A 26,116-nucleotide genomic window follows, 5' to 3' on the forward strand; every position below is an offset into this window, starting at 1 on the left:
ACCGCGACCGCTACCGTCACCGCTACCACCACCGTCACCATCACGTTCGCGCTGCGGCACAGCCGAACCCGACCGCGCGACGCTCGCGTGCGACATGGCCGTAGAACAGTCTTCCGGATCGACGCTCCGGCGCCGCACCTTCGCGTCGAAGTTCATCCCGCCGGTCGTGAAGCCGCCGTGGCGCACCAAACGCCAAACGTGCGCGTCGCCCGCGGGCAGCAGCACGAAACGCCGGCCGGGGCTCCAGCGTGGTCCGCCGGCAGTACGCAGCTGGCACGTGCTCGCAGGCGGCAGATGGAACATCGCCACGCCGGGTGGTAACCGACCATGCTGCACCGCGAAGCGACCATCGAGCAGCCAGCGCACGTCGACTTCGACGTAGCTGCGGCTCAACGCCGGCCTTTGGCGCGATGCAACCATGACGACCGCGCCGAAAATCGATACGCCAGCGTATCGAAACCCGCAGCGCAAGCGATCACAATAGGCCTGCATCGCCCGAGAACGCGGCATCCGCCGCTTCCGTTATCTCTTGTCGAAAGGACACATCATGTTGAACTGGAACGAATACCGGAACGAACTCTCGACGCGTATCGGCGAAATCGCGAAGCTGTCGCCCGATACGCTGGCCGGCTACAAGGCGCTGTCGGGCGCCGGCGAGAAGACCGGCCATCTCGACGCGAAGACGCGCGAACTGATCGCGCTCGCCGTCGCCGTCACCACGCGTTGCGACGGCTGTATCGCGGTGCACACCGCCGAAGCCGCGAAGCATGGCGCAACCCGGGAGGAAGTGGCCGAAGCGCTCGGCGTCGCGATCGCGCTGAACGCCGGTGCCGCGCTCGTCTATTCGGCGCGCGTGATGGACGCGCTCGGCGACTGACGGTCGCGGCCCGCTGCAGCACACGCAACGCCATACACGGCGATCGAGCGGCGGTCGAGGCCCGCACGCCCGACCGCCGCGCATACATGCGGCCGCGCGGCGAAGTCGGCTACCATGCGCGAACGATTGATCGCGAAGGAGCGCTTCATGTGCCGCTGGCTGGCTTATACGGGCAATCCGATCCATCTCGAGACCGTGCTGTTTCGCGCGAAGCATTCGCTGATCGACCAGAGCCTGCACGCCGAACTCGGCGCGACGACGACCAACGGCGACGGCTTCGGCATCGGCTGGTACGGGCATCCGGACGAACTGCCGTTCCGCTACCGGTCCGTGCATCCGGCGTGGAACGACCGCAATCTGCGCGAAGCGGCGCGCGCGATCCGCTCGCGGATGTTCGTCGCGCACATCCGCGCGGCGACCGACACGCCGGTGCAGGAAACCAACTGCCATCCGTTCCGCCACGGCCGCTGGCTGTTCGCGCACAACGGACTGATCCGCGACTTCCACAAGCTGCGCCGCGACCTGACGATGAAGATCGATCCCGCGTTGTTCCCGACGCTCGAAGGTTCGACGGATTCCGAGCTGATGTTCCGTCTCGCGCTCACTTACGGCCTCGAGCAGTCGCCGTTGCCGGCGCTCGAGCGGATGGTCGGCGTCGTCGAGGAGACCGGTGCGCGGCATCGCGTCGCCGAACCGTTGAACATGACGATCTGCGCGACCGACGGCGAGCGGATCGTCGCGGTGCGCTATTCGAGCGAGCGTCGATCGCGCTCGCTGTTCCACAGCACGTCGTTCAAGCATCTGCACGCGCTGTATCCGCACAATCCGCGCATCGCGGAAGCGGGCGACGACGCGTTCATGGTCGTATCCGAACCGCTCGTCGATCTGCGCGGCGCATGGGAAGAAGTGCCGGAAAGCATGGCGATCGTTGCGCACGGCGGCGACGTGCGGCAGCAGCCGTTCAGCCCGCGGCACAAGTAGCGCCTACGCCTCCGGATCGAGCGTCACCGCGAACAGCTGCCGCCCGTCGAGATCGTGCAGCGACACGGCCATCGTGCGGGTCGCCGGGTCGATCTTCGCGCGGCCGTAATACTGCTGGCCGGCGGCGGGCGACCGGTTCTGCGGATTGTCCTTCGGCACGCTCACGTAGCGCAGCTCGGGCCCGAACGTCATGTCGGTGTCATTCGGGCCGAACGTGCCCGCGTTGATCGGGCCGCCGACGAACTCCCAGAACGGCTTGAAATCGGTGAACTTCGCGCGCGACGGATGGTAGTACGCGGCCTGCGCGTAATGCACGTCGGCCGTTACCCACACGACGTTGCGGATGTCCTCGCGCTTGATGAACGACAGGATGTCGGCGATCTCGAGCTCGCGGCCCGACGGCGCGCCGTCGTCGCCGTTCGCCCACGCTTCGTACGTGCCCTTCGGCACGTCCGGGTTCAGATCGGGCACGACGAGCGACAGCGGCATGTCGCTCGCGATCACTTTCCACGTCGCTTTCGACTGCTTCAGCGCAGCCTTCAGCCACGCGCTCTGCCGCGTGCCGAGAAACGCCGAATCGGCGTCGAGCTTCGTCTGCCGGTTCGGCGAGTTGCGACCGCGGTAGCTGCGCTCGTCGAGCATGAACACGTCGAGCAGCGGCCCGAACGCGAAGCGCCGATAGATCTGCTCCGGGTCGTGCGCGTCGATCCGGATCGGGTTGTACTCGAACATCGCCTGACGCGCGTATGCGGACAGCAGCGACGCGCTGCGGGTCTGATAGCGCGTCTCCTCGGGTCCGATCTGCTGGCCCGGATACCAGTTGTTGCGCACTTCGTGATCGTCCCATTGCACGAGGAACGGCACCTCGGCCATGAAGCGCCGCTTGTTGCGGTCGAGCTGGTTGTACGCGAACGCACCGCGATAATCGTCGAGCGTCTGCGCGACGTGCGCCTTCGCTTCGGTGACGATATTCGTCCACAGCGTGCCGTCGGGCAGCTTCACTTCGGGCTGAATCGGGCCGTCCGCATAGATCTGATCGCCCGAATGGATAAAGAAGTCGGGCGACTCGCGCCGCATCGCCTCGTAGATCCGATAGCCGCCGAAGCGCTCGTTGATGCCCCAGCCCTGCCCGGCTTCGTCGCCGGAAAACACGAAGCAGATCGGACGATCGGCGCGCGCCGAAGGCGTATGCAGACGCCCCGTCACGGGCTCGCTGAACACGCGTTCGTTCGCGAGATCCTGAAAGCGCACGCGATAGAACACGTCGGCGCCGGGCGGCAGGCCGGTCAGATCGACGCGCGCGGCGAACCCGGACGACTCGAGCGCGGCGGGCCCGATGCGTCGCTCGAACGTGCGAAACGTCGCGTCGGTCGCGTAGTCGACGATCATGCGCGCAGGCCGGTCGGTGCGACTCCAGACGATCGCACGCGAGTCGGTGACGTCGCCGCTCATCACGCCGCCCGGCAATTGCGGGCGCAACCGTTCGGACGTGACGATCGCGGGCGCGGCCTGCTGCGCGAGCACGTCGGCCATGCGCGAACCGAGCAAGACCGCGCCCGATCCGGACACGAGGCGCTTGAGCATCCGGCGGCGGGACGCAACGATACGATCGGACATGAAGGACTCCGGCGAAAGAGACGTTGAAGATGGCAAGTCGCCCGATCGTAGCGGACGCACATGTAAGTTTCGTTTCGCCGGCCGCAACGGCCGCGAGCGTCGTTGCGCACACCCTGACGCCAGCGCGCGCCCGCATCGCCGGCGGTTGCCTCGCTGCCGCGGCTCGGTTATAAAAACCCGGCCCGGTCCGCGCGAAAGGTCTCGGCCTTTCGTCGCCGTCCGCCCGATCATGTCCGTCCGCCAGGAGAACGAATGCCCGATCTCGCCGCCGCCCAACAATTCCTGATGACCCGAGGCCTCGACTTCGGCCTGAACCTGCTCGCCGCGATCGCATTGTGGTTCGTCGGCCGCTGGGCGATCCGCATCGGCACGCGGCTGCTCGGCAACGTCGTGCGCCGCAGCGGCAAGGTCGACCCGACGCTCGCCGACTATCTGAGCTCCGTCGTCAGCGTGCTGCTGACGATCCTGCTGATCCTCGCGATCCTGCAGCTGTTCGGCGTCCAGACGACGTCGTTCGCCGCGCTGCTCGCGGGCCTCGGCCTCGCGATCGGCACCGCGTGGGGCGGCCTGCTCGCGCACTTCGCCGCCGGCGTGTTCATGCAGGTGCTGCGGCCGTTCAAGGTCGGCGACGTGATCAGCGCGGGCGGCGTGACCGGCACGGTGAAGGAGCTCGGCCTGTTCGGCACGACGATCGTCACCGCGGACAACATCGTGACGATCGTCGGCAACAACAAGATCTTCTCGGACAACATCGCGAACTACAGCGCGACGCCGCATCGCCGCGTCGATCTGACCGCGAAGATCGCGAACACCGTGGACGCGGTCGATGCGATCGAGCGCCTGAAGGAACGGATCGCGCAGATCCCGAACGTGCTCGCCGATCCGGCGCCGGACGTCGGCGTGCTGCAGTTCACGCCGGAAGGCCCGCTGCTGTTCGTGCGTCCGTCGACGCAGCCGGCGAACTACTGGCAGGTGTACTGCGATACCAACCGCGTGATCCTCGAGACGTTCCGCGAAGCGCAATATCCGACGCCCGAAACGCCGGTCGCGCATCGAACCCTGTAACCGCGTCGACGATACGTCGCACAAAAAAAGCGTGGCCGCGGCCACGCTTTTTCAGGGTTCGACGAACGGAACGAGGCGCTCAGCGGCCGCCGGACTTCTGCGTCGCGTCGGCGTGCCGCCCGCGCACGAGCTTCCACAGCGCGCCGAGCGCGACCGGCACGACCGCCGCGCCGATGCCGACCAGCACGATCACGTTCAGGTACTGCCGGATGAACGGGATGTTGCCGAAGAAGTAGCCGAGCAGCACGAGCAGCAACACCCACACGAGCGCGCCGACCACGTTGAAGAGCTGAAAGCGCGCGACGCTCATCGACGACGCGCCCGCGACGAACGGCGCGAACGTGCGTACGACCGGAATGAAGCGTGCGAGCACGATCGTCTTGCCGCCGTGGCGGTCGTAGAACGTATGCGTCTTCTGCAGCGCCGCGCGATCGAGGAAGCGCTCGAGCAGCGGAATGCGGGTATTGAACACCTTCGGGCCGATCCAGCGGCCGATCAGATAATTCACGGTGTTGCCGGAAATCGCCGCGACCAGCAGCAGCACGATCAGCGCACCGACGTTCATTTCGCCCGTCGCCGCAAACGCGCCGCCGATGAACAGCAGCGAATCGCCGGGCAGGAACGGAAACACGACGAGCCCCGTTTCGCAGAACACGATCAGGAACAGCACGAGGTAGACCCACGCGCCGTATTGCCGGATGAAATCGCCGAGGAATGCGTCGATATGCAGGACCAGGTTCACGAAATGAAGCAGCGTTTCCAAATGCGATTTCCTCTACGCGAAGGGGGCCGGAACGGCCATGGAAGGCGACGGTGCGCGTGCGGCCGGGCCGGGCGCGCGCAACGCAGCCATCATACCGAAACTGCCTGCGCGCTCCGTGAAAAAACGTAACCGCTCGCGACGCCCGGCACCGGCGCGCGGCCTCGCTATAATTCGGCCATGTCCGAAATCACCGAACCGGCCGCGGGCGCCGCGCCCGCCCCCGCTCCGCGCCCGCTGCGCGCGATCCAGCCGCTGCCCGACCAGCTGATCAGCCAGATCGCCGCGGGCGAGGTCGTCGAACGTCCGGCATCGGTCGTCAAGGAGCTGCTCGAGAACGCGATGGACGCCGGCGCGACGACGCTGCGCATCGTGCTCGAGGAAGGCGGCGTCAAGCGCATCTCGATCACCGACGACGGCTGCGGGATTCCGCCCGACGAATTGCCGCTCGCGTTGATGCGCCACGCGACGAGCAAGATCCGCTCGCTCGAGGAGCTCGAAGCGGTCGCGACGCTCGGGTTTCGCGGCGAAGCGCTCGCGTCGATCGCGTCGGTCGCCGAGATGTCGATCACGAGCCGCACCGCCGACGTCCCGCACGCGACGAAGATCGACGCGCAGACCGGCGCGCTGTCGCCGGCGGCCGGCGCGGTCGGCACGACGATCGAGGTGCGCGAGCTGTACTTCAACACGCCCGCGCGCCGCAAATTCCTGAAGAGCGAGCAGACCGAGTTCGGCCACTGCCTCGAAATGATCCGCCGCGCGGCGCTCGCGCGGCCGGACGTCGCGATCTCGGTGCTGCACAACGGCAAGGCGGTCGAGCACTGGAACGCGACCGAGCCCGCGCAGCGCGTCGCGAAGATTCTCGGCGACGGGTTCGCGACCGCGCACCTGCCGCTCGACGAGCGGGCCGGGCCGCTCGCCGTCTATGGCTGCGCGGGCCTGCCGACCGCAAGCCGCGGCCGCGCCGATCAGCAGTATTTCTTCGTCAACGGCCGTTTCGTGCGCGACAAGCTGCTCACGCACGCCGTGCGCGCCGCATACGAGGACGTGCTGCACGGCGACCGCTATCCGTCGTACGTGCTGTTCCTCGACCTGCCGCCCGAGGCCGTCGACGTGAACGTGCACCCGTCGAAGATCGAGGTGCGGTTCCGCGATTCGCGCTCGATTCACCAGTACGTGTTCCATGCGGTGCAGCGCGCGCTCGCGCGCCACGCGGGCGCGTCGCCGCAGACCACCGCGGGCGGGCACGCCGCGCATCTGCAACCGGCGGCCGCCAGCCCCGAATCGTTCCGCAGCACGCCGCTCGGCCAGCACGCGGGCGCGGGCGGCAGCGGATCGACGTCTTCGCCCTCGCCGTCGCCCGGCAGCACGTGGATGCGTCAGGCGCGGATGACGCAGGGCACGCTGCCGGTCGCGCAGCCGCTCGCGCTCTACGACGCGCTGTTCGGCCGCAAGGACACGGGCGCGGGCACGCCGGACGGCACGACGACCGTCGCGAGCGCCGCGAACGGTTCGGCCGGCGCTCAACGCGCAGCCGGCGCACCGTTGCCCGGCTTTGCCGCGGCGTCGACGGCGGCCGATGCGCACGACGAGCAGCCGCTCGGCTTCGCGCTCGGCCAGATCCACGGCATCTACGTACTCGCGCAGAACGCGCACGGCCTCGTGATCGTCGACATGCACGCGGCGCATGAACGAATCCTGTACGAGCAGTTCAAGAACGCGCTCGCCGATCGCTCGGTCGCCGTGCAGCCGCTGCTGCTGCCGGTGTCGATGACGGCGACGCCGGTCGAGATCGGCACGGTCGAGGAGGAGCGCGAAACGCTCGAATCGCTCGGCTTCGATCTCGCGGTGCTGTCGCCGACGACGCTCGCGATCCGCGCGGTGCCCGCGCTGCTGAAGGATGCCGATCTGCAATCGCTCGCGCGCGCGGTGCTCGCCGACCTGCACGCGTTCGGCGGCTCGCGCGTGCTGACCGAGCGTCAGCACGAACTGCTCGGCACGCTCGCGTGCCACCACGCGGTGCGCGCGAACCGCCGGCTGACGCTCGACGAGATGAACGCGCTGCTGCGCCAGATGGAAGCGACCGAGCGCGCGGATCAATGCAATCACGGCCGCCCGACGTGGTACCAGCTGACGCTGAACGACCTCGATCGCCTGTTCATGCGCGGCCAATGAGCGCTTCGCCGCAGTCCCGTCCGATCACGATCGCCTGTCTGCTCGGCCCGACCGCGTCGGGCAAGACCGCGGCGGCGCTCGCCCTCGCCGCCCGCCGCCCGATCGAGATCGTCAGCGTCGATTCGGCGCTCGTCTATCGCGACATGGACATCGGCACCGCGAAGCCGACGCGCGACGAGCGCGCGAGCGTGCCGCATCACCTGATCGACATCCTCGACCCGGCCGACGCGTATTCGGCGGCCGAGTTCCGCGCCGATGCGCTGCGCACGATCGGCGAGATCGCCGCGCGCGGCCGCACGCCGCTGCTCGCGGGCGGCACGATGCTGTACTACAAGGCGCTGACGCAAGGGCTCAACGATCTGCCGACCGCCGATCCGGCCGTGCGCGCGGCGCTGGACGCCGATGCCGCGCGAGACGGCTGGCCGGCGCTCCACGCACGGCTCGCGCAGGTGGATCCGCAAACGGCCGCCAGGCTAGCGCCGAACGATTCGCAGCGGATCCAGCGCGCGCTCGAAGTGTTCATGCTGAGCGGGCAGCCGATGTCGGCGCTGCTCGCCGCGCCGCCGCGCGCCGACGATGCGGCCGCCGCATATCGTTTCGTGCCGGTCGCGCTCGAGCCGTCGGATCGTGCGGTGCTGCATGCGCGCATCGCGCAGCGCTTCGACGCGATGCTCGACGCCGGCTTCATCGACGAAGTCGAGCGGCTGCGCCGCCGCGACGATCTCCATCCGGGCCTGCCTTCGATGCGCTGCGTCGGCTACCGGCAAGTGTGGGAATTCCTCGACGGCGACACCGACTATCGGACGATGCGCGACAAGGGCATCTTCGCGACGCGCCAGCTATGCAAGCGGCAAATCACGTGGCTGCGTGCGATGCCGGAGCGGATCGTCGTCGACTGCATCGCGCCGGATTCGACCGCGCAAGCGGTCGATGCGCTCGAACGCATCCTCGACGCGCGCACGCCGATCTGACGCGCACGCGGTTCGTCGGTGCATGTCGGCGCCCGATCAATCGCGCGAACTCGAGCGCGCGTCGAGCCGCGCACGCGCACCGCAGTCGCCCGCGTGACGAACCGGCGACGGCACCACCGCCTCGCTCGCACGCGCGTTCACTGCACGAGCATCACGAGATTCGCGTCGCGCACGAGCTGCCAGCGGCCGTCGGCCTTGCGCAGAATCGTCAGCGTATGGCCGGCGCGCCGAACGGCGGCTCCGTCGGGCAGCGTCGCGTCGATCTCGATGAAATTGCGCAGATACGCCCAGTCGCCCAGCACGCGCAGTTCGTCGATCCGATAACGGCCATCGATCTTCGGTGCGTTCGGCGCCGCCGCATTCGCGCCGCGCGACGCCGCGGCGAACGCGGCCTTGTCGAACGGCGGCTGGCCGGCCACCATGAAGATCGCGTCGTCGGCTATCAGGTCGAGCACGGTCGCCAGATCGCCGCGCCGGCTCGACACGAACCAGATTTCCACCAGCTCGCGGATCGCACGTTCGTCTTCGCTCATCGTCGTCCCTCCTGCGTCGGCGCCGAACCGTCGCGGGCCGGCGGCGGCCGAAAAAAAAACCGCCCGGATCGACTCCGGGCGGCTTCCGTACTGCATCTTCGTGCGACGGCGCGTCAGACCACGACCGTCTGCGCCTCGCCTTCGCGGCTCGCGCGCACGGTGCCGATCTTCCACACCTGCTCGCCGGCGGCCGTCAGATCGGCGACCGCTGCGTCGGCATCGGCGGCCGCGACGATCACGGCCATCCCGATCCCGCAGTTGAACACGCGGTGCATTTCCGCATCGGCGACGCCGCCGTGCTCCTGCAGCCACTTGAACAGCGGCGGCAGCGGCCACGCGCTCCGGTCGAGCTCGGCGGTCAGCCCTTCGCGCAGCACGCGCGGGATGTTCTCGACGAGGCCGCCGCCGGTGATGTGCGCCATCCCCTTCACCGTGATCTTCTGCATCAGCGCGAGCAGCGGCTTCACGTAGATGCGCGTCGGCGCCATCAGCGTATCGGCGAGCGAGCGGCCGTGGAAATCGGCCGACAGATCGGGATTCGCACGCTCGATGATCTTGCGCACGAGCGAGAAGCCGTTCGAATGAATGCCGCTCGATGCGAGGCCGAGCACGACGTCGCCCGCGGCGATCGTGCTGCCGTCGATGATCTTGCTCTTCTCGACCGCGCCGACCGCGAAGCCCGCGAGATCGTACTCGCCGTCCGGGTACATGCCCGGCATCTCGGCCGTTTCGCCGCCGATCAGCGCGCAGCCGGACAGCTCGCAGCCGTGCGCGATGCCCTTGACGACGGTGGCCGCCGTGTCGACGTCGAGCTTGCCGCACGCGAAGTAGTCGAGGAAGAACAGCGGCTCGGCGCCTTGCACGAGGATGTCGTTCACGCTCATCGCGACGAGATCCTGGCCGACCGTGTCGTGCTTGTTCAGGTGAAACGCGAGCTTGAGCTTGGTGCCCACGCCGTCGGTGCCGGACACGAGCACCGGCTCGCGATACTTCTTCGGCACTTCGAACAGCGCGCCGAACCCGCCGATGCCGCCGAGCACGCCGTCGCGCAAGGTTTTCTTCGCAAAAGGCTTGATCTTGTCGATCAGTGCGTCGCCGGCGTCGATGTCGACGCCCGCGTCGCGATAGGACAGACCCTGAGCGTCGGGAGCGGATTTCGGAGGATTCATGGGGGAATGCGAGAAGGTCGGTAAAATGCGATTTTACCCGAAGCCGGCCGGTTGGCCGGAATTCCAGCACCGAATCGTCAGGGATTGCATCTTGGTCAACACGTCCCCGTTTTCATCGCCGAGCGAGCCGCGCCGACACGCGCGCGCCGCCGTGCGTGCGGTCGCACGTGCTGCCATCGAGCCCGCATTCCCGCGCGCGTGCCCGGCGCGCGGCACGCGTTCCATCAACCGACCCGCATTGTGACTGTGTCCCGGCAACTGACGCTCGATCTCGGCACGCCGCCCCCCGCCACGTTCGAGAACTTCATCACGGGCGAGAACGGCGAACTCGTCACGCGGCTGCAGAAGCTCGACCTCGCGCTCGCGGCCGGGCCCGTGCCGGACCGGTCGTTCTACATCTGGGGCGAGCCGGGCAGCGGCCGCAGCCACCTGCTGCAGGCGCTCGTGAGCGACGCATCGTACGGCTACGCGCGCTATCTCACGCCGCAGAGCCCGCTCGGCGCGTTTACGTTCGATCCGCGCATCGGCATCTACGCGATCGATGACTGCGACCGGATGAGCGACGCGCAGCAGGTCGCGCTGTTCAACCTGTTCAACGAGGTCCGTGCGCATCCGTCGAGCGCGTTCGTCGCCGCCGGCCCCGCCGCGCCGCTCGCGCTCGACGTGCGCGAAGACCTGCGCACGCGGCTCGGCTGGGGGCTCGTGTTCCATCTGTCGCCGCCGTCCGACGCGGGCAAGATCGACGTGCTGAAGCTCGCGGCGAAAGAGCGCGGCATCGCGCTCACCGACGACATCGCCGCGTATCTGCTGACCCATTTCCGCCGCGACATGCCGAGCCTGATGGCGCTGCTCGACGCGCTCGACCGCTTCTCGCTCGAACAGAAGCGCGCGGTCACGCTGCCGCTGCTGCGCCGGATGCTCGCGCGTCCGGGCGACGACCTCGCGCCGCCGGGCACGGGCCCGAACCGCTTCGAGTAAAATGCGCTCCCATGACTAATCTGGCACTCTTTGACCTCGATCACACGCTGATCCCGACCGATAGCGACCACGAATGGGGCCGCTTCATGGTGAAGCTCGGCATCGTCGACGCGGAAAGCTTCTCGCGTCAGAACGACCAGTTCTTCGCCGACTACAAGGCCGGCAAGCTCGACATCCACGCGTACCTGTGCGCGATGCTGACGCCGCTCGCGAAATACTCGCGCGGGCAGCTGGCCGAATGGCACGAGCAGTACATGCATGAAGTGATCCGCCCGGCGATGACGCCGGCCGCGCTCGAGCTCGTGCGCACGCACATCGACGCGGGCGACCTGTGCTGCGTCGTGACCGCCACGAACGAATTCATCACGCGGCCGATCGCGACCGCGTTCGGCGTCGACACGCTGATCGCGTGCGAGGTCGAGACGACCGACGGACATCCCGACTCGCCGTTCACCGGTCGGCCGACCGGCACGCCGAGCTATCGCGAAGGCAAGATCGTGCGTACCGAAGCATGGCTCGCATCGCTCGGCAAGCGCTGGGACGATTTCGAGCACAGCTATTTCTACAGCGATTCGCACAACGACATCCCGTTGCTCGAGAAAGTCACCGACCCGATCGCGACCAACCCCGACGACACGCTGCGCGCGCATGCACGCGATCGCGGCTGGCGCATCCTCGACCTTTTCTGAACGTCGTGATCAAGAAACTCATCCGCAAGCTGCTCGGCCAGGACGACGCCGAACAAACGCCTCCCGCCGCGATCGCCGACGACGCGGCTCCCGCGCGCGCCGCGAAGGGCAATCGCGGCGGCGCCGCGAAAAAGCCGCGCAGCAACCACGAGCCGACCGTCGTGCCGGCGAGCGTGCACCGCATCGACCCGTCGCTGATCTCGAAAAACGCCGTGCGCGTGACCGACACGCTGCAACAGGCCGGCTTTCGTGCGTTCATCGTCGGCGGCGCGGTGCGCGACCTGCTGCTCGGCATCGCGCCGAAGGACTTCGACGTCGCGACCGATGCGACGCCGACCGAAGTGCAGCGGCTGTTCCGCCGCGCGCGGCTGATCGGCCGCCGCTTCCAGATCGTCCACGTCCAGTTCGGCCAGGAGCTGATCGAAGTATCGACGTTCCGCGCGCTGGTCGACGCGCCGCCCGCGGCGGCCGACGCGGAGCCGCCGCGGCGCCTGAAGCGCGACGAGCTCGACCGGCGCACGCACGCGGTCGACGCGAGCGGCCGCGTGCTGCGCGACAACGTGTGGGGCGAACAGCACGAAGACGCCGCGCGCCGCGACTTCACGATCAACGCGATGTACTACGATCCGTCGACGCAGACGGTGCTCGACTATCACGACGGGATGGCCGACGTGCGCGCGCGCCTGCTGCGGATGATCGGCGATCCCGCCACGCGCTTCCGCGAGGATCCGGTGCGGATGCTGCGCGTGGTGCGCTTCGCGGCGAAGCTCGGCTTCGAGATCGAGCCGCATACGCGCGAGCCGATCCACGCGCTCGCGGACCTGATCAACAACGTGCCGGCCGCGCGCCTGTTCGACGAGATGCTGAAGCTGCTGCTGTCGGGCCACGCGCTCGCGTGCCTGCAACGGCTGCGCAAGGAAGGTCTGCACCACGGGCTGCTGCCGCTGCTCGACGTCGTGCTCGAACAGCCACAGGGCGAGAAGTTCATTACGCTCGCACTGAACAATACCGATGCGCGCGTGCGCGCCGGCAAGCCGGTGTCGCCGGGTTTCCTGTTCGCGACGCTGCTGTGGCACGACATGCGTCAGCGCTTCGAGCAGTACACGGCCGAAGGCGAATTCCCGGTGCCGGCGCTGCACCGCGCAATGGACGACGTGCTCGACATGCAAACCGAGAAGCTCGCGATCCACAAGCGCTACTCGGCCGACATGCGCGAGATCTGGGGCCTGCAGCTGCGCCTCGAGAAGCGCTCGGGCCGCAGCGCGATGCGGCTGCTGGAACACCAAAGATTTAGAGCGGGGTATGATTTCCTCCTGTTACGCTGCGAATCCGGCGAGCTCGATCCGGCCGTCGGACAGTGGTGGACGGATTTCATCGAAGGCGACGCCGCCGCTCGCGAAGCATTGCTGACGCAGGGCGGCTCGAAGGAAAAATCGCCCCGCAAGCGGCGCCGCCGCGGCGGTGCGCGAAACCGCAAGGCGGGTGAAGGCGCCGCCGAGCCGGCGCCCGACTCGGCGAGCCATTCGGCGAGCCGTTCGGCGAGCCATTCCGACGAGTGACGCGCGCCGGCGAACGACGTAGGAAGTGATGCCATGACGGTTGCATATCTCGGGCTGGGCGCAAATCTCGGCGACGCGCGCCAGACGCTGAAGGACGCGGTGGTGTGTCTCGCGCAGCAGCGCACCATCTCGATTCTCGGCAAGTCGAGCCTGTACCGCACGGCCCCGGTCGATGCGGGCGGCGACGACTACTACAACTGCGTCGTCAAGGTCGACACGGCGCTCGCCGCCCGCGAACTGCTCGCGCTCTGCCAGAAGATCGAACATCACTTCGGACGCGAGCGCCCGTACCGCAACGCGCCGCGCACGCTCGACATCGACATCCTGCTGTTCGGCGCCGATTCGATCGACGAGCCCGACCTGATCGTCCCGCATCCGCGTCTGACCAAGCGCGCGTTCGCGCTCGTGCCGCTCGTCGAGATCGAACCGCTGCTCGACATTCCCGCGTGCGGCCGCGCCGACGCGTTTCTCGCCGCGGTCGCGCACCAGCGCATCGAAAAGGTGCAGACCTGCCAGTGCCTGATGAAGGCGCTCGCTGCCGGCGGCGACGCCGACAAGAACCGCTGCCGATGAATTCCACTCCGCTGACCGTCACCGCGCCCGACCTGCGTGCGCCGCATCGCTATCTCGTGATCGAAGGGCCGATCGGCGTCGGCAAGACGACGCTCGCGCGGCTGCTCGGCGAGCGCTGGTCGATGCATGCGCTGCTCGAGCGCCCGCAGGACAATCCGTTTCTCGAGCGCTTCTATCGCGACACTGCGCGCTATGCGCTGCCGACGCAGCTGTCGTTCGCGCTGCAGCGTGCGCAGCAGGCCGCGGAGCTCGCCGCCGCACTCGACACGGGCCGCCCCGTCGTCGCCGACTTCATGCCGCAGAAGAACGACATCTTCGCGCGGCTGAACCTGCCGGACGACGAGTGGCAGCTTTATCGCGCGGTCGCCGCGCATCTGGACGTGCCGCACGCGCCCGCGCCCGATCTCGTCGTCTATCTGCAGGCGAGCCCCGAAGTGCTGTTCTCGCGCATTCAAAAGCGCGGGCTGCCGATGGAGCTGCAGATCAGCGACGCGTACCTGCGCTCGCTCGTCGACGCCTACAACGAATTCTTCTATCACTACGACCGCACGCCGGTGCTGACGGTCGCCGCGGAACACCTGAACCCGCTGGATTCCCCCGAAGACCTCGCGCTGCTGGTCGAGCGCATCGAAACGATGCGCGGCCGCAAGGAATTCTTCGTCAAGGGCGAGACGACGCGCTGACGCGTCGTCGTCCGTCGTACTTCACCCTCGAACCGGATTTCCCATGACCTATCTCCAGGAATCGAGCCGGCCTGCCGTGACGGTGCCGAAGCTGCAGGCGATGCGCGACGCCGGCGAGAAGATCGCGATGCTCACCTGCTACGACGCGAGCTTTTCCGCGCTGCTCGACCGCGCGGGCACCGACGTGCTGCTGATCGGCGATTCGCTCGGCAACGTGCTGCAGGGCCACACGACGACGCTGCCCGTGTCGCTCGACGACATCGCGTACCACACCGCATGCGTCGCGCGTGCGCAGCCGCGCGCGCTGGTCGTCGCCGATCTGCCGTTCGGCACGTACGGCACGCCGGTCGACGCGTTCGCGAACGCGGTCAGGCTGATGCGCACCGGCGCGCAGATGGTGAAGCTCGAAGGCGGCGAATGGCTGGCCGATACGATCCGCTTCCTCGTCGAGCGCTCGGTGCCCGTGTGCGCGCACGTCGGCCTCACGCCGCAGTCGGTGCATGCGTTCGGCGGCTTCAAGGTCCAGGGCAAGACCGAAGCCGGCGCCGCGCAGCTGCTGCGCGATGCGCGCGCGGTCGAGGACGCCGGTGCGCAGCTCGTCGTGCTCGAGGCGGTGCCGACGCTCGTCGCATCCGAAGTCACGCACATGCTCAAGATTCCGACGATCGGCATCGGCGCGGGCGCCGATTGCTCGGGGCAGGTGCTCGTGCTGCACGACATGCTCGGAATCTTCCCCGGCAAGCGGCCGCGTTTCGTGAAGGATTTCATGCAGGGCCAGCCGAGCATCCAGGCGGCCGTCGAAGCGTACGTGCGCGCGGTGAAGGACGGCACGTTCCCGGGCGCCGAACATTCGTTCTGATTCGCCGCGGGACGAACAGGGATCGGCATCGGCACGCGAAGACGGCGATCGACGCGCTGTCGACAAAACCGGAAGGCGATAGGACGGCGCTCAATTCCATACACGTCCTATATCTGCGCGCAGTCATCGGCGACACCCTTTCACCTTCATCGTTCGAAGGAGGTGAAAGTGGCGCATGTATATGAGAAGGCGGCGGAGCTGGTCGATCTGAAATTGGCGGGAAACGGCGAATGTGTCGCGCTGGTCCAGGCGTATACGCGCGTAGGCGTCACCGCCACGTGGCGGCCGGAAAAGACCGTCAAGGGCGACGCCACCATTCGCAGCGGCACGGTCATCGCCACGTTCGAGAACGGCCGCTACGCCAATCGCGCACACGACAACCATGCCGCTTTCTATCTCGGCCAAGATGCGAGCGGCGTCTATGTCGTCGAACAATGGCGCAAACTGGCGACCATTCAGACACGGCGCATTCCATACAAAGGCAAGGATCGGCACGGTCGTTACATCGACCCGAGCAATAACGCCGATGCATTCTCGGTGGTGAAATGATGACGACGCTCCGCCTGATAGCCGCGGCGCTGACGGCGACCGCTTCGCTCGCGTGCGGCACATGCGCGGCGGCGCCCGACGCGCAGCAATGCCCGGCACGGCTCGCCGTTATCCAGCGACTCGACGGTCCTTCGCCGGACGGCTGGAAAAATTACGACACGAAGCGCACATATCCGCTCGCCGGCGTGAGGTTCTGGTCCGGATCACCCGATCGAATGGCGACGCTGATGCCGAACGGCTCGCGATCCGAAGGAAAGCACGACGTCGAAATATGGTCGCTGGCAGAGAGCGACGACGACTATTGGATCTCGTGCGACTACGGCAACACGAGCGTCATGATTGCACGCCCGCTCGGAAAACACGCGCAGACGTGCATCGCGCGCTACAGCCGCAGGCCCGCCGTCATACGAGGCTGGCGATGCACGCCGGCAACGTAACGGCGGCTACGATCGAGACGCGGCAGAGTCGCGGATCAGTCGTGCCGGCACCGCCCCGCGCAGCGCATTGCAGATCATCAACTCGTCGGCGTTCAGCAAGTCGTCGAGTGTCAGCACCCGCTGCGCCGCACCGAAGGCCCGATCGTCGAGCAGCACGCCGCGCATCACGCCCGGCAATACGCCGCACGCGAGCGGCGGCGTCACCCACTGTCCATCGAGCTTCACGAACAGGTTCGAGCGCCCGCCTTCGGTCACCTCACCGCGCTCGTTGACGAACAGCATGTCGAAACAGCCGAGCGCTTCGGCTGCCTGCCACGCGCGGTCGTATTCGGCGCGGCGCGTCGTCTTGTGCAACAGCAGCGCATCGCTCGCGCGGGTCGGCGCGAAACCGTGATCGCAAGCAAGCAGCACGCGAACCGGCCCTGCAGGCAGCGGCTTCAACGGTGCGGCCGCTACGTCGAGCGTGCCGTCCTTCGCGAGCGACAGCTTCATCCGGTACGAGCCGTCGCCGTCGAGCGCCGCACACCGCGCGTCGATCGCACCGCGCAGCGCGTCGACGTCGAAGCGAAAACCGAACGTGTCGGCGCTGCGCTGCAACCGCGCAAGATGGCGATCGAGATGGCGGATGCCGCCGTCACGCGTCGCGCACGTGGTTTCGAACAACTGAAAGCCGGGGTCGGCGTCCGTCAGGAATCGGGCTTTCAACTCGCACTCCGCATATTCGTCGGCGGCAACGCTGTCGAGCACGATTCCCGCGCCGACGCCCATCGTGCCGCGGCGCCGGCCGCGCGCCGCCATCGCCGACGTTTCGTCGATATCGGCCGTCACGACGCCGCAGGCGTCGATGTGATCAGGCGCGTGCAGCATAAGCGTGCGAATCGCGACCGACAGGCAGAAGTCGCCGCAGCCGGCCGCGTCGCCGTGCGCGCACGCGTCGAGCCACCCGATCGCGCCCGTATAAAGCCCGCGCGGCGTCGACTCGATCGTATCGATCAACTGCATCGTCTTGTGTTTCGGCGCACCCGTGATCGAGCCGCACGGAAACAGCGCGCGCAGCATCTGCGCGAACGTCGTGCCGTCGCGCCAGCCGGCCTCGACCGTCGACGTCATCTGCCATACGGACGCGTACGGCTCGATCGAGAACAGCGCGGGCACCTTCACCGTGCCCGTGCGCGCGACCCGCGACACGTCGTTGCGCAGCAGGTCGACGATCATCACGTTTTCCGCACGGTTCTTCGGATCGTTCGCGAGAAACGCGGCGGCCGCCGCATCTTCAGCCGGATCGGCCGAGCGCGGCGCGGTACCTTTCATCGGCCGCGCGCGCAGCACGTGGCCGCGCTTCTCGACGAACAGCTCGGGCGAGCACGACACGACCCACGCACCGTCCGGCAGCGCGATCAGCGCACCGTAACGAACCGGCTGCCGCGCCCGCAGCCGCCGATACAGCGCGAGCGGCGTGCCGAACACGTCGAAATCCAGCCGGTACGTGTAATTGACCTGGTACGAGTCGCCGGCGCGCAGCGCATCGTGCACGGCCGCGATCGCCGCATCGAACGCGGGCCGCGTGACGCTCTTGCGAACATGCGCGACGCCGGCGATCGACGGTGCGCCGCCGCCGTCGCGCTGTGCGAGCCACGCATCGACCTCGTCGCGCGACATCCGCTCGCAGCGCGCATACAGCAAAAAGCGCAGCGGGGCGTCGCCCGGCTGCGCTCGTTGCAGGTTGCGTCCGAATTCGTAATCGCCGACGACCACCGCATGCAGCCCGTCGCGCAAGTCCTGCGCGAGCGCCGCGTCGACGTCGTCGAGTCGCGCCGGGTCCGTACACACGCGTTCGCGCACGAAACCCGAATACAAACGACTCGACCGCGCGGACGCGGTCGAGTCGCAATCGTCCAAGAGCGCGAACGACGCGCTCTCGTTGCCGTCAGTCATGCCGTTACTCGAAGAAGCTCTTCACGCGGTCGAACCAGCTCTTGCTCTGCGGGCTGTGACGCGCACCGCCTTCGGCCAGCGATTTCTCGAACTGCTTGAGCAGGTCGCGCTGCTGCTCGGTGAGCTTCACCGGCGTCTCGACCTGCACGTGCACGTACAGATCGCCCGCGATGCTCGAGCGCAGCCCCTTGATGCCCTTGCCGCGCAGCCGGAACGTCTTGCCCGACTGCGTGCCTTCCGGCACCGGGAACGACGCGCGGCCGGCCAGCGTCGGCACCTCGATCTCGCCGCCGAGCGCGGCGGTCGTGAACGGAATCGGCATCTGGCAGTGCAGATCGTCGCCGTCGCGCTCGAACACCGCGTGCGGCTTGATGTGGATCTCGACGTACAGGTCGCCCGGCGGCCCGCCGTTGATGCCCGGCTCGCCGTTGCCGGCCGAACGGATCCGCATCCCGTCGTCGATGCCGGCCGGAATCTTCACTTCGAGCGTCTTGGTTTCCTTCACCTTGCCGGACCCGTGGCAGTGCGCGCACGGCTCGGGGATGTAGGTGCCGGTGCCGTGACACTTCGGGCACGTCTGCTGGATGCTGAAGAACCCTTGCGACATGCGCACCGTGCCCTGACCGTGACAGGTCGGGCAGGTTTCCGGTTTCGTGCCGGGCTTCGCGCCGGAGCCGTGGCAAACCTCGCACGACACCCAGCTCGGCACGCGGATCTGCGTGTCGTAGCCGTGCGCGGCCTGCTCGAGTGTGATCTCCATGCTGTAGCGCAGGTCCGCGCCGCGGTACACCTGCGGGCCGCCTCGGCCGCCGCGGCCGCCCGCGGCCTGACCGAAGATGTCGCCGAAGATGTCGCCGAACGCGTCCGCGAAGCCGCCGAAGCCCTGTGCGCCTGCACCGCCCATGTTCGGATCGACGCCCGCGTGGCCGTACTGGTCGTACGCGGCCCGCTTCTGGCTGTCCGACAGCATTTCATAGGCTTCCTTCGCCTCCTTGAAATGCTCTTCCGCATCCTTGTTGTCCGGATTGCGGTCAGGGTGATACTTCATCGCAAGCTTGCGATATGCCTTCTTGATTTCGTCGTCGCTCGCGTTCTTTGCGACGCCCAGAACCTCGTAGTAATCCCGTTTCGCCATATCGATTCACTGTGCCGCCGCGCATCGCGCACGCGGCGGCTCCTTTCGCCTGCAGTAAAGTCTCTCGACTCGTCTGGTGCTGCGCGAGCCGTCCGCCGGACGGCTCGCGCAGCACCCGCCAAAAAACAAATGTGCCCGGAGGGCCGCGAAGCCCGCCAGGCGTGGAGTCGATCCGGCCATCCGGAACGGAAAGACAGACCGCTTGTCAGCCGCGCCGCGCGCGAATCGCGCGCGGCGTACGGTGCCATTGCAACCCGGCTTCAGTCCTTCTTCACTTCCTTGAACTCGGCGTCGACGACGTCGTCCGCAGCCTGCTGCGCATTGCCCGCGTGCGCCGCGCCTTCCGCTGCGCCCGCCGCGCCGGCCGCACCTGCCTGAGCCTGCATGTCGGCATACATCTTCTCGCCGAGCTTCTGCGAGACCTTGCCGAGTTCCTCGACCTTCGCGTCGATCGCCGCCTTGTCGGCCGACGTGTCTTTCAGCACGTCCTCGAGCGACTTCAGCGCCGCTTCGATCTTTTCCTTCTCGCCCGCGTCCAGCTTGTCGCCGTACTCGGAGAGCGCCTTCTTCGTGCTGTGGACGAGCGCGTCGCCCTGGTTGCGCGAATCGGCCAGCTCGCGCAGCTTGTGGTCTTCCGCTGCGTTCGCTTCCGCGTCCTTGATCATCTGGTCGATCTCGGCTTCGGACAGACCCGAGTTCGCCTTGATCGTGATCTTGTTTTCCTTGCCGGTCGCCTTGTCCTTCGCGCCGACGTGCAGGATGCCGTTCGCGTCGATGTCGAAGGTCACTTCGATCTGCGGCACGCCGCGCGGTGCGGGCGGGATGCCTTCGAGGTTGAACTCGCCGAGCAGCTTGTTGCCGGCCGCCATTTCGCGTTCACCCTGATACACCTTGATCGTCACGGCCGACTGGTTGTCGTCCGCCGTCGAATACACCTGCGAGTGCTTCGTCGGGATCGTCGTGTTCTTGCTGATCATCTTCGTCATCACGCCGCCGAGCGTCTCGATGCCGAGCGACAGCGGGGTCACGTCGAGCAGCAGCACGTCCTTGCGGTCACCCGACAGCACCTGGCCCTGGATCGCCGCACCGACCGCGACGGCTTCGTCCGGGTTCACGTCACGACGCGGCTCCTTGCCGAAGAACTCCTTCACCTTCTCCTGCACCTTCGGCATGCGCGTCTGGCCCCCGACCAGGATCACGTCGTCGATGTCCGACACCTTGACGCCTGCGTCCTTGATCGCGATCCGGCACGGCTCGATCGTGCGCTCGACGAGATCCTCGACCAGCGCTTCGAGCTTCGCGCGCGTGATCTTCAGGTTCAGGTGCTTCGGACCCGACGCGTCGGCCGTGATGTACGGCAGGTTGATTTCGGTCTGCTGGCTCGACGACAGCTCGATCTTCGCCTTTTCGGCCGCTTCCTTCAGGCGCTGCAGCGCGAGCACGTCCTTCGACAGATCGACGCCCTGCTCCTTCTTGAACTCGCCGATGATGTAGTCGATGATGCGCTGGTCGAAGTCCTCGCCGCCGAGGAACGTGTCGCCGTTGGTCGACAGCACTTCGAACTGCTTTTCGCCGTCGACGTCCGCGATCTCGATGATCGACACGTCGAACGTGCCGCCGCCGAGGTCATACACGGCGATCTTGCGGTCGCCCTTCTCGGCCTTGTCGAGGCCGAACGCGAGCGCGGCCGCGGTCGGCTCGTTGATGATCCGCTTGACTTCGAGGCCCGCGATGCGGCCGGCGTCCTTGGTCGCCTGACGCTGGCTGTCGTTGAAGTACGCCGGCACCGTGATCACGGCTTCCGTGACCGGTTCGCCGAGGTAGTCTTCGGCCGTCTTCTTCATCTTGCGCAGCACTTCGGCCGACACCTGCGGCGGCGCGAGCTTCTGCCCGTGCGCCTCGACCCATGCGTCGCCGTTGTCGGCCTTGATGATCGTGTACGGCATCAGGCCGATGTCCTTCTGCACTTCCTTCTCTTCGAAGCGGCGGCCGATCAGGCGCTTCACCGCGAACAGCGTGTTCTTCGGGTTGGTCACGGACTGACGCTTGGCCGGCGCGCCGACCAGCACCTCGTTGTCGTCCATGTACGCAATGATCGACGGCGTGGTGCGCGCACCTTCCGAGTTCTCGATGACCTTGACCTGGTTGCCTTCCATCACGGCCACGCACGAGTTCGTGGTGCCGAGGTCAATACCGATGATCTTTCCCATTTTTTCCTAATCTCCAGAAATACCTGTTTGCTGCGCGAAACCGGGCTTTTTTGGGCGGTTTCGCGCGCCAGAATTCAACTCTGCTCCCGACATGCGTCCGGCCCGTGCGTTTTCAAGACCGGACAAGCGATGCGGATATTAATTTTTTTCAATCGCCGCCCACGCGCGGATCGGCGCTCGCCGGCGGCGCGCCGGCCGCCGCGATCTTCGCGCGCGCAGCCGCGACCGCCGCCTCGAACTGCGCGAGCCCGTGCCAGCCGGTCGCGCGCCCGAGGCGCTTGCCGCGGTGAAAGAAGAACCACGTCGGCACGCCGTGCAGACCGAAGCGGCGCCCCAGCTCGTGATGCTCGTACACGTTGCAATGGAACCACTTCAGGCCCAACGCGCGGATCGCGTCGGGCTGCGCGAGCATCGCCTTCTTCGCGATCTCGCAGTTGAAGCAGTCGACGCCCCAGAAGAACACCACGGCGAGCGCGTCGCCGGCGCTTTCGACGCCCGCGTCGAACGTGTCGGCGCTCAGCGCCTGCATGTCGAACGCGTCGAATGCGGCGGGATCGACGCCGGCGGGAATCATCGCGGCCGCCTTACTTGGGTTGCGCGACCGTGACGAGCGCCGGACGCAGCACGCGGTCGGCGATCATGTAGCCCTTTTGCAGCACCGTGACGACGGTGTTCGGCTCCTGCTCGGCCGGCACCATCGAAATCGCCTGGTGCTGGTGCGGGTCGAACTTCTCGCCGACCGGATTGATCGCGACGACGCGGCCCTTCTCGAGCGCGCTCGTCAGCTGACGCAGCGTCAGCTCGACGCCTTCGCGGACCTTCGCGATGTCGCCGGACGTGTCGCCGACGGCCGCTTCCAGGCTGTCGAGCACCGGCAGCAGATGTTCGGCGAAACTCTCGATCGCGAACTTGTGCGCCTTTGCGACGTCCTCTTGCGCGCGGCGGCGGACGTTCTCGGTCTCGGCCTTCGCCCGCAGATAGCTCTCCTGCAGCTCGGCGACCTTGGCTTGAGCCTCCGCGAGCGCCGCGTCGGCTGCTTCGGCGGCGGGAGCGGCGCCCTGCTCCGCTTGCTTGTCGCTGCCGATGTCTTCGGCCGAGGGGGTAGCCGGGTTCTCTTGCGTGTTTTCCATGTCGCTGAAAGTCGATTAGAGGTTGAAGCCAAACCGGCCGCCGCCGGATCGAATACCGACGGCGCCGCACATTGTCGGTGCAAATAAGGGCGAAAACTACGGTTTCAAGAGGGGTATTCGCCGGCATTCGCCAATGCCGCGAAACAACCGCACCGGTTGCGCGCGAATTGCGCGCATTCCTGCCGGACAGGCCGAAACGGCCTGTAACAACGCTTACCGGGCAAGTACTAGCCGGGCACAGGGGGCTGCACTACACTCCAGCTCAAGCGTCGGAAAAGCGTGTTTACCCTAGCTGCCCGCCGCCTGACATCCGCCTGGCGCCGTTTTCACCCGTCCTGTCGAGGGGAGTACCGTGAAACTGACCTTTGCCATATCGGTGGTCGCGCTGGTACTGATCGCCGGCACGACTACCATCTGCCTGTCGGGGGCCGTCACCGACCGCACGACCGAATACGGAAGCGCACGCGCGACGTTCGAGCAGATATTCAGCTCCCACCAGAAAATTTGTCGATGATGCGCCTATCGCGCTTCGTCGGCCGGCCGTGGAATTCGGCCGCCGGCTCGCGGTACGTGCGGCGCCGCTCGAGTTCGGCGAGCCGCGCGGCGCGGCCGGACGCCGTCTCTTCGTAAAGCATCTGCGCGACGCTCGCGGGGCCGCGCACGTCGCACACGCCGAGCACGGCAATGTGCCAGACGATCCCGTCGATCGCAATCTCGACGTCGTCGCCGACGCGCACCTCCTTTGCCGGCTTGACCGCCGCGCCGCCGATCTTCACACGCCCCTTGTCGACCGCATCGGCTGCGAGCGAACGCGTCTTGAAGAAGCGGGCCGCCCATAGCCACTTGTCGATGCGCAGCTTCGCGCCCGGTTCCGTGGAAATCCTGTCATTCATTGCGTCAGCTCACCGTTTCGGGCTGCGTCGCCTTGACGGGCCAGCCCTGCAGATTCTCGGCGACGATCTCGCCGAGCGCCGCGATCCATGCCGGCGCCCCGTTCACGCACGGAATGCGGTGAAACACCTTGCCGCCGCCCGCGATGAATTCGTCGCGCACTTCCATCCCGATTTCCTCGATCGTCTCCAGGCAGTCTGCCGTGAAGCCGGGGCAGAACACGTCGGCGCGCCGAACGCCCGCCTCGCCGAGCTCGCGCAGCGTCGGCGCGGTATACGGCTGCAGCCACTCGGCCTTGCCGAAGCGCGACTGGAACGTGACGCGACATTCGATCGTCGACAACCCGAGCGCGGCCATCAGCAGCGCGCCGGTCTGCTGGCACTGGTCGTGGTACGGGTCGCCGAGATCGAGCGTGCGCTTCGGCACGCCGTGAAAGCTCAGCACCAGCTTGTCGCCGGCGGCGAAATCGGGACGGCCGTGCTGCGCCCAGTAGTGACGCACCTGTTCGGCAAGCGCGTGGATATATGCCGGATGATCGGCGTACTGCCGCACCGTACGCACTTCGGGCTGATTGCGCATCCGCGCGAGCGCGGCGAACGCCGCGTCGAACGCGGTGGCGGTGGTCGATGCCGAGTATTGCGGATACATCGGCATCAGCAGCACGCGCTCGACACCGGCCCGTTTGAACTGCGCAAGCGCCTGCGCGATGTTCGGGCTTCCGTAGCGCATCGCGTAATCGACGAGCACGTGATAGCCGTTCGACGCGAGCAGGTGCCGCACGCCGTCGGTCTGACGCTCCGTATACACGCGCAGCGGCGAGCCCTCGGGCATCCAGACGGCTGCGTACTTCTTCGCCGACGCGCGGCCGCGCAGCGGCAGGATCACGGTGCGCAGCAGCACCTGCCAGACGGCCTGCGGGATTTCGACGACGCGCGGATCCGACAGGAATTCGGCCAGATAGCGCCGCACCGCGCGAGGCGTCGGCGCGTCGGGCGTGCCGAGGTTGATCAGCAGCACGCCGATACGGTGGGCGGCCGCGACGCTCGAAGGCGGCTCGAGATCGAAACGCATGGGCAAGAACGTGCTCGGGGGCACGGAACCGGACGGCTCTCAATTATAGCGGGCCGTCCCGACCGGGTCGGCCGGCCGTTCGGCCGAGTGGCCGCGCGCATCGCGACGCGGCACGATGGCGGAACCGTGCCCGCGCCGCTACTGCTGGCTCAGCGTGAGCGACAGCAGGCGCGCGGTGATGTCGACGATCGGGATCACGCGGTTGTACGCCATGCGGGTCGGGCCGATCACGCCGAGCGTGCCGACGATCTTCCCGTTCACCTCGTAAGGCGCGGTGACGACGCTCATTTCCTCGATCGGCACGAGCGTCGATTCGCCGCCGATGAAGATCTGCACGCCTTGCGCGTGGCTCGACACGTCGAGCAGTTGCAGGAGGCCCGTCTTTTGGTCGAAAACGTCGAACAGCTTGCGCAGCCGCGCCATGTCGGAAGAAAGATCCGCCACTTCGAGCAGGTTGCGCTCGCCCGAAATGAGCACCGTGTCCTCGGTGTCCGGCACTTCGGTGCTGGCCGTCACGGCCGCATGCATCAGCGCGGTCATGTCGCCGCGCAGCTGGTCGATCTCGTCGCGCAGCCGGCGGCGCACCTCGTCGAACGACAGGCCGGCGAAATGCGCGTTGATGTAGTTGGACGCCTCGGTGAGCTGCGACGGCGAGTAGTCGCGCGGTGTCGCCAGCATCCGGTTCTGCACGTCGCCTTCGGGCGTGACGATGATCAGCAGAATGCGCTTCTCGGACAGGCGCATGAACTCGATCTGCTTGAACACGTGGCTGCGGCGCGGCGTCAGCACGACGCCCGCGAACTGCGACAGGTTCGACAGCACGCTCGCGGCGGCCGCGACCACGCGCTGCGGCGGCTCGCCCGGCTGCAGCGTGTTCTGCACCTGCCGCTCGACCGCCTTCGCGTCGATCGGCGTCTCGACCGTCAGCATCGTGTCGACGAACAGCCGGTAGCCGCGCGGCGTCGGCACGCGCCCGGCCGACGTGTGCGGGCTCGACACGAGGCCGAGCTCCTCCAGGTCGGACATCACGTTGCGGATCGTCGCCGGGCTCAACTCCAGCCCGGAGTAACGGGACAACGTGCGCGATCCGACCGGCTGACCGTCGGCGATATACCGTTCGATCAGGGTTTTGAGGAGGGTTCGTGCGCGAGGATCTAGCATGGTGGAAAATTCTAGCGCAACCGCGCGAACACGGCGAGAGGCCGCGGGCGCGAACGCGCGGGGCTGCCGATCCGGCCCCGCCGGCGTACCGCCGGTTCTTTTCGTCAA

General features: G+C 67.3%; 26 protein-coding genes. 14 read left to right on the forward strand and 12 right to left on the reverse strand.

The window, feature by feature from the left end; translation table 11 throughout:
• Positions 1 to 547 precede the first annotated feature (547 nt).
• Positions 548 to 877, forward strand: a complete 330-nt coding sequence (locus BUB20358_RS03530; protein ID WP_006765080.1) for a carboxymuconolactone decarboxylase family protein — start codon at positions 548 to 550, stop codon at positions 875 to 877.
• A 147-nt stretch (positions 878 to 1,024) separates the two neighbouring features.
• Positions 1,025 to 1,858, forward strand: a complete 834-nt coding sequence (locus tag BUB20358_RS03535) for a class II glutamine amidotransferase (RefSeq protein ID WP_035973419.1) — start codon at positions 1,025 to 1,027, stop codon at positions 1,856 to 1,858.
• A 3-nt stretch (positions 1,859 to 1,861) separates the two neighbouring features.
• Here BUB20358_RS03535 and BUB20358_RS03540 read toward each other — a convergent pair whose 3' ends face one another.
• The gene (locus BUB20358_RS03540) at positions 1,862 to 3,475 is read right to left on the reverse strand and encodes an alkaline phosphatase D family protein (protein WP_035972988.1); all 1,614 of its coding nucleotides are present in this window, start codon (positions 3,473 to 3,475) and stop codon (positions 1,862 to 1,864) included.
• Positions 3,476 to 3,727: 252 nt separating this feature from the next.
• Between BUB20358_RS03540 and BUB20358_RS03545 the strand changes: the two genes are divergently transcribed.
• Entirely contained in the window at positions 3,728 to 4,540 is an 813-nt protein-coding gene (locus BUB20358_RS03545) for a mechanosensitive ion channel family protein (protein WP_006765083.1), read from the forward strand.
• Between the two features lie 79 nt (positions 4,541 to 4,619).
• On the opposite strand, the gene BUB20358_RS03550 is transcribed toward BUB20358_RS03545, so the two are convergent.
• Positions 4,620 to 5,303, reverse strand: coding sequence for a DedA family protein (locus tag BUB20358_RS03550; protein WP_035972989.1), 684 nt, complete (start codon positions 5,301 to 5,303; stop codon positions 4,620 to 4,622).
• A 177-nt stretch (positions 5,304 to 5,480) separates the two neighbouring features.
• On the opposite strand from BUB20358_RS03550, the gene mutL reads away from it, so the two are divergent.
• Together mutL and miaA are read left to right on the forward strand one after the other, a co-directional pair.
• Positions 5,481 to 7,475 (forward strand): DNA mismatch repair endonuclease MutL, encoded by a 1,995-nt coding sequence (mutL, locus tag BUB20358_RS03555; protein WP_035972990.1) that lies wholly within the window; start codon positions 5,481 to 5,483, stop codon positions 7,473 to 7,475.
• Positions 7,472 to 8,446: a tRNA (adenosine(37)-N6)-dimethylallyltransferase MiaA gene (gene miaA / locus BUB20358_RS03560; RefSeq protein ID WP_035972992.1), complete on the forward strand. Its 975-nt coding sequence runs from the start codon at positions 7,472 to 7,474 to the stop codon at positions 8,444 to 8,446. Before mutL ends, miaA begins: the two co-directional genes overlap by 4 nt.
• A 137-nt stretch (positions 8,447 to 8,583) precedes the next feature.
• Here the strand turns inward: miaA and BUB20358_RS03565 are convergent, their stop codons facing one another.
• Together BUB20358_RS03565 and purM are read right to left on the reverse strand one after the other, a co-directional pair.
• The gene (locus BUB20358_RS03565) at positions 8,584 to 8,979 is read right to left on the reverse strand and encodes a YybH family protein (RefSeq protein WP_035972994.1); all 396 of its coding nucleotides are present in this window, start codon (positions 8,977 to 8,979) and stop codon (positions 8,584 to 8,586) included.
• A 113-nt stretch (positions 8,980 to 9,092) separates the two neighbouring features.
• Positions 9,093 to 10,148, reverse strand: a complete 1,056-nt coding sequence (gene purM, locus BUB20358_RS03570) for a phosphoribosylformylglycinamidine cyclo-ligase (protein WP_006765089.1) — start codon at positions 10,146 to 10,148, stop codon at positions 9,093 to 9,095.
• Between the two features lie 240 nt (positions 10,149 to 10,388).
• On the opposite strand from purM, the gene hda reads away from it, so the two are divergent.
• The 8 genes from hda (at position 10,389) to BUB20358_RS28645 (ending at position 16,475) form a co-directional block, all read left to right on the forward strand.
• Entirely contained in the window at positions 10,389 to 11,126 is a 738-nt protein-coding gene (hda, locus tag BUB20358_RS03575; RefSeq protein ID WP_279325298.1) for a DnaA regulatory inactivator Hda, read from the forward strand.
• Positions 11,127 to 11,137: 11 nt separating this feature from the next.
• Positions 11,138 to 11,815, forward strand: coding sequence for a histidinol-phosphatase (locus BUB20358_RS03580; protein WP_006765091.1), 678 nt, complete (start codon positions 11,138 to 11,140; stop codon positions 11,813 to 11,815).
• A 5-nt stretch (positions 11,816 to 11,820) separates the two neighbouring features.
• Positions 11,821 to 13,374 carry a polynucleotide adenylyltransferase PcnB gene (gene pcnB, locus BUB20358_RS03585; RefSeq protein WP_035972999.1) on the forward strand — a complete coding sequence of 518 codons (1,554 nt, stop codon included), beginning with the start codon at positions 11,821 to 11,823 and terminating at the stop codon, positions 13,372 to 13,374.
• 33 nt (positions 13,375 to 13,407) lie between these two features.
• Positions 13,408 to 13,947, forward strand: a complete 540-nt coding sequence (gene folK, locus BUB20358_RS03590) for a 2-amino-4-hydroxy-6-hydroxymethyldihydropteridine diphosphokinase (protein ID WP_006765093.1) — start codon at positions 13,408 to 13,410, stop codon at positions 13,945 to 13,947.
• Complete coding sequence (locus BUB20358_RS03595) at positions 13,944 to 14,630, forward strand: deoxynucleoside kinase (RefSeq protein ID WP_006765094.1); 687 nt, start codon at positions 13,944 to 13,946, stop codon at positions 14,628 to 14,630. Before folK ends, BUB20358_RS03595 begins: the two co-directional genes overlap by 4 nt.
• A 43-nt stretch (positions 14,631 to 14,673) precedes the next feature.
• Complete coding sequence (gene panB, locus BUB20358_RS03600) at positions 14,674 to 15,489, forward strand: 3-methyl-2-oxobutanoate hydroxymethyltransferase (RefSeq protein ID WP_006765095.1); 816 nt, start codon at positions 14,674 to 14,676, stop codon at positions 15,487 to 15,489.
• 168 nt (positions 15,490 to 15,657) lie between these two features.
• Positions 15,658 to 16,038, forward strand: coding sequence for a BPSL0067 family protein (locus BUB20358_RS03605; RefSeq protein WP_035973001.1), 381 nt, complete (start codon positions 15,658 to 15,660; stop codon positions 16,036 to 16,038).
• Positions 16,038 to 16,475 (forward strand): STY0301 family protein, encoded by a 438-nt coding sequence (locus tag BUB20358_RS28645; protein WP_046377168.1) that lies wholly within the window; start codon positions 16,038 to 16,040, stop codon positions 16,473 to 16,475. Before BUB20358_RS03605 ends, BUB20358_RS28645 begins: the two co-directional genes overlap by 1 nt.
• Positions 16,476 to 16,481: 6 nt before the next feature.
• Here BUB20358_RS28645 and BUB20358_RS03615 read toward each other — a convergent pair whose 3' ends face one another.
• From BUB20358_RS03615 to grpE, 5 genes are all read right to left on the reverse strand, one after another.
• Positions 16,482 to 18,410 carry an aminodeoxychorismate synthase component I gene (locus tag BUB20358_RS03615; protein WP_006765096.1) on the reverse strand — a complete coding sequence of 643 codons (1,929 nt, stop codon included), beginning with the start codon at positions 18,408 to 18,410 and terminating at the stop codon, positions 16,482 to 16,484.
• 4 nt (positions 18,411 to 18,414) lie between these two features.
• On the reverse strand, positions 18,415 to 19,545 hold the full coding sequence (dnaJ, locus tag BUB20358_RS03620; protein WP_006765097.1) for a molecular chaperone DnaJ: 1,131 nt from the start codon (positions 19,543 to 19,545) through the stop codon (positions 18,415 to 18,417).
• A 260-nt stretch (positions 19,546 to 19,805) separates the two neighbouring features.
• Entirely contained in the window at positions 19,806 to 21,755 is a 1,950-nt protein-coding gene (gene dnaK / locus BUB20358_RS03625; protein WP_006765098.1) for a molecular chaperone DnaK, read from the reverse strand.
• A gap of 148 nt (positions 21,756 to 21,903) precedes the next feature.
• Complete coding sequence (locus tag BUB20358_RS03630) at positions 21,904 to 22,329, reverse strand: thioredoxin family protein (RefSeq protein ID WP_006765099.1); 426 nt, start codon at positions 22,327 to 22,329, stop codon at positions 21,904 to 21,906.
• 10 nt (positions 22,330 to 22,339) lie between these two features.
• Positions 22,340 to 22,885, reverse strand: coding sequence for a nucleotide exchange factor GrpE (grpE, locus tag BUB20358_RS03635; RefSeq protein ID WP_006765100.1), 546 nt, complete (start codon positions 22,883 to 22,885; stop codon positions 22,340 to 22,342).
• Between the two features lie 352 nt (positions 22,886 to 23,237).
• On the opposite strand from grpE, the gene BUB20358_RS03640 reads away from it, so the two are divergent.
• Positions 23,238 to 23,399 carry a hypothetical protein gene (locus BUB20358_RS03640; protein WP_165802976.1) on the forward strand — a complete coding sequence of 54 codons (162 nt, stop codon included), beginning with the start codon at positions 23,238 to 23,240 and terminating at the stop codon, positions 23,397 to 23,399.
• Here BUB20358_RS03640 and BUB20358_RS03645 read toward each other — a convergent pair.
• From BUB20358_RS03645 to hrcA, 3 genes are all read right to left on the reverse strand, one after another.
• Entirely contained in the window at positions 23,371 to 23,778 is a 408-nt protein-coding gene (locus tag BUB20358_RS03645; protein ID WP_006765102.1) for an RNA-binding S4 domain-containing protein, read from the reverse strand. The two genes, BUB20358_RS03640 and BUB20358_RS03645, sit on opposite strands and share 29 nt — an antisense overlap.
• Before the next feature lie 4 nt (positions 23,779 to 23,782).
• Complete coding sequence (hemH, locus tag BUB20358_RS03650) at positions 23,783 to 24,847, reverse strand: ferrochelatase (protein WP_006765103.1); 1,065 nt, start codon at positions 24,845 to 24,847, stop codon at positions 23,783 to 23,785.
• Between the two features lie 138 nt (positions 24,848 to 24,985).
• On the reverse strand, positions 24,986 to 26,008 hold the full coding sequence (gene hrcA, locus BUB20358_RS03655) for a heat-inducible transcriptional repressor HrcA (RefSeq protein WP_035973006.1): 1,023 nt from the start codon (positions 26,006 to 26,008) through the stop codon (positions 24,986 to 24,988).
• Positions 26,009 to 26,116 lie beyond the last annotated feature (108 nt).

It is taken from the genome of Burkholderia dolosa (assembly GCF_902499135.1).
Classification (GTDB): Bacteria; Pseudomonadota; Gammaproteobacteria; order Burkholderiales; family Burkholderiaceae; genus Burkholderia; species Burkholderia dolosa.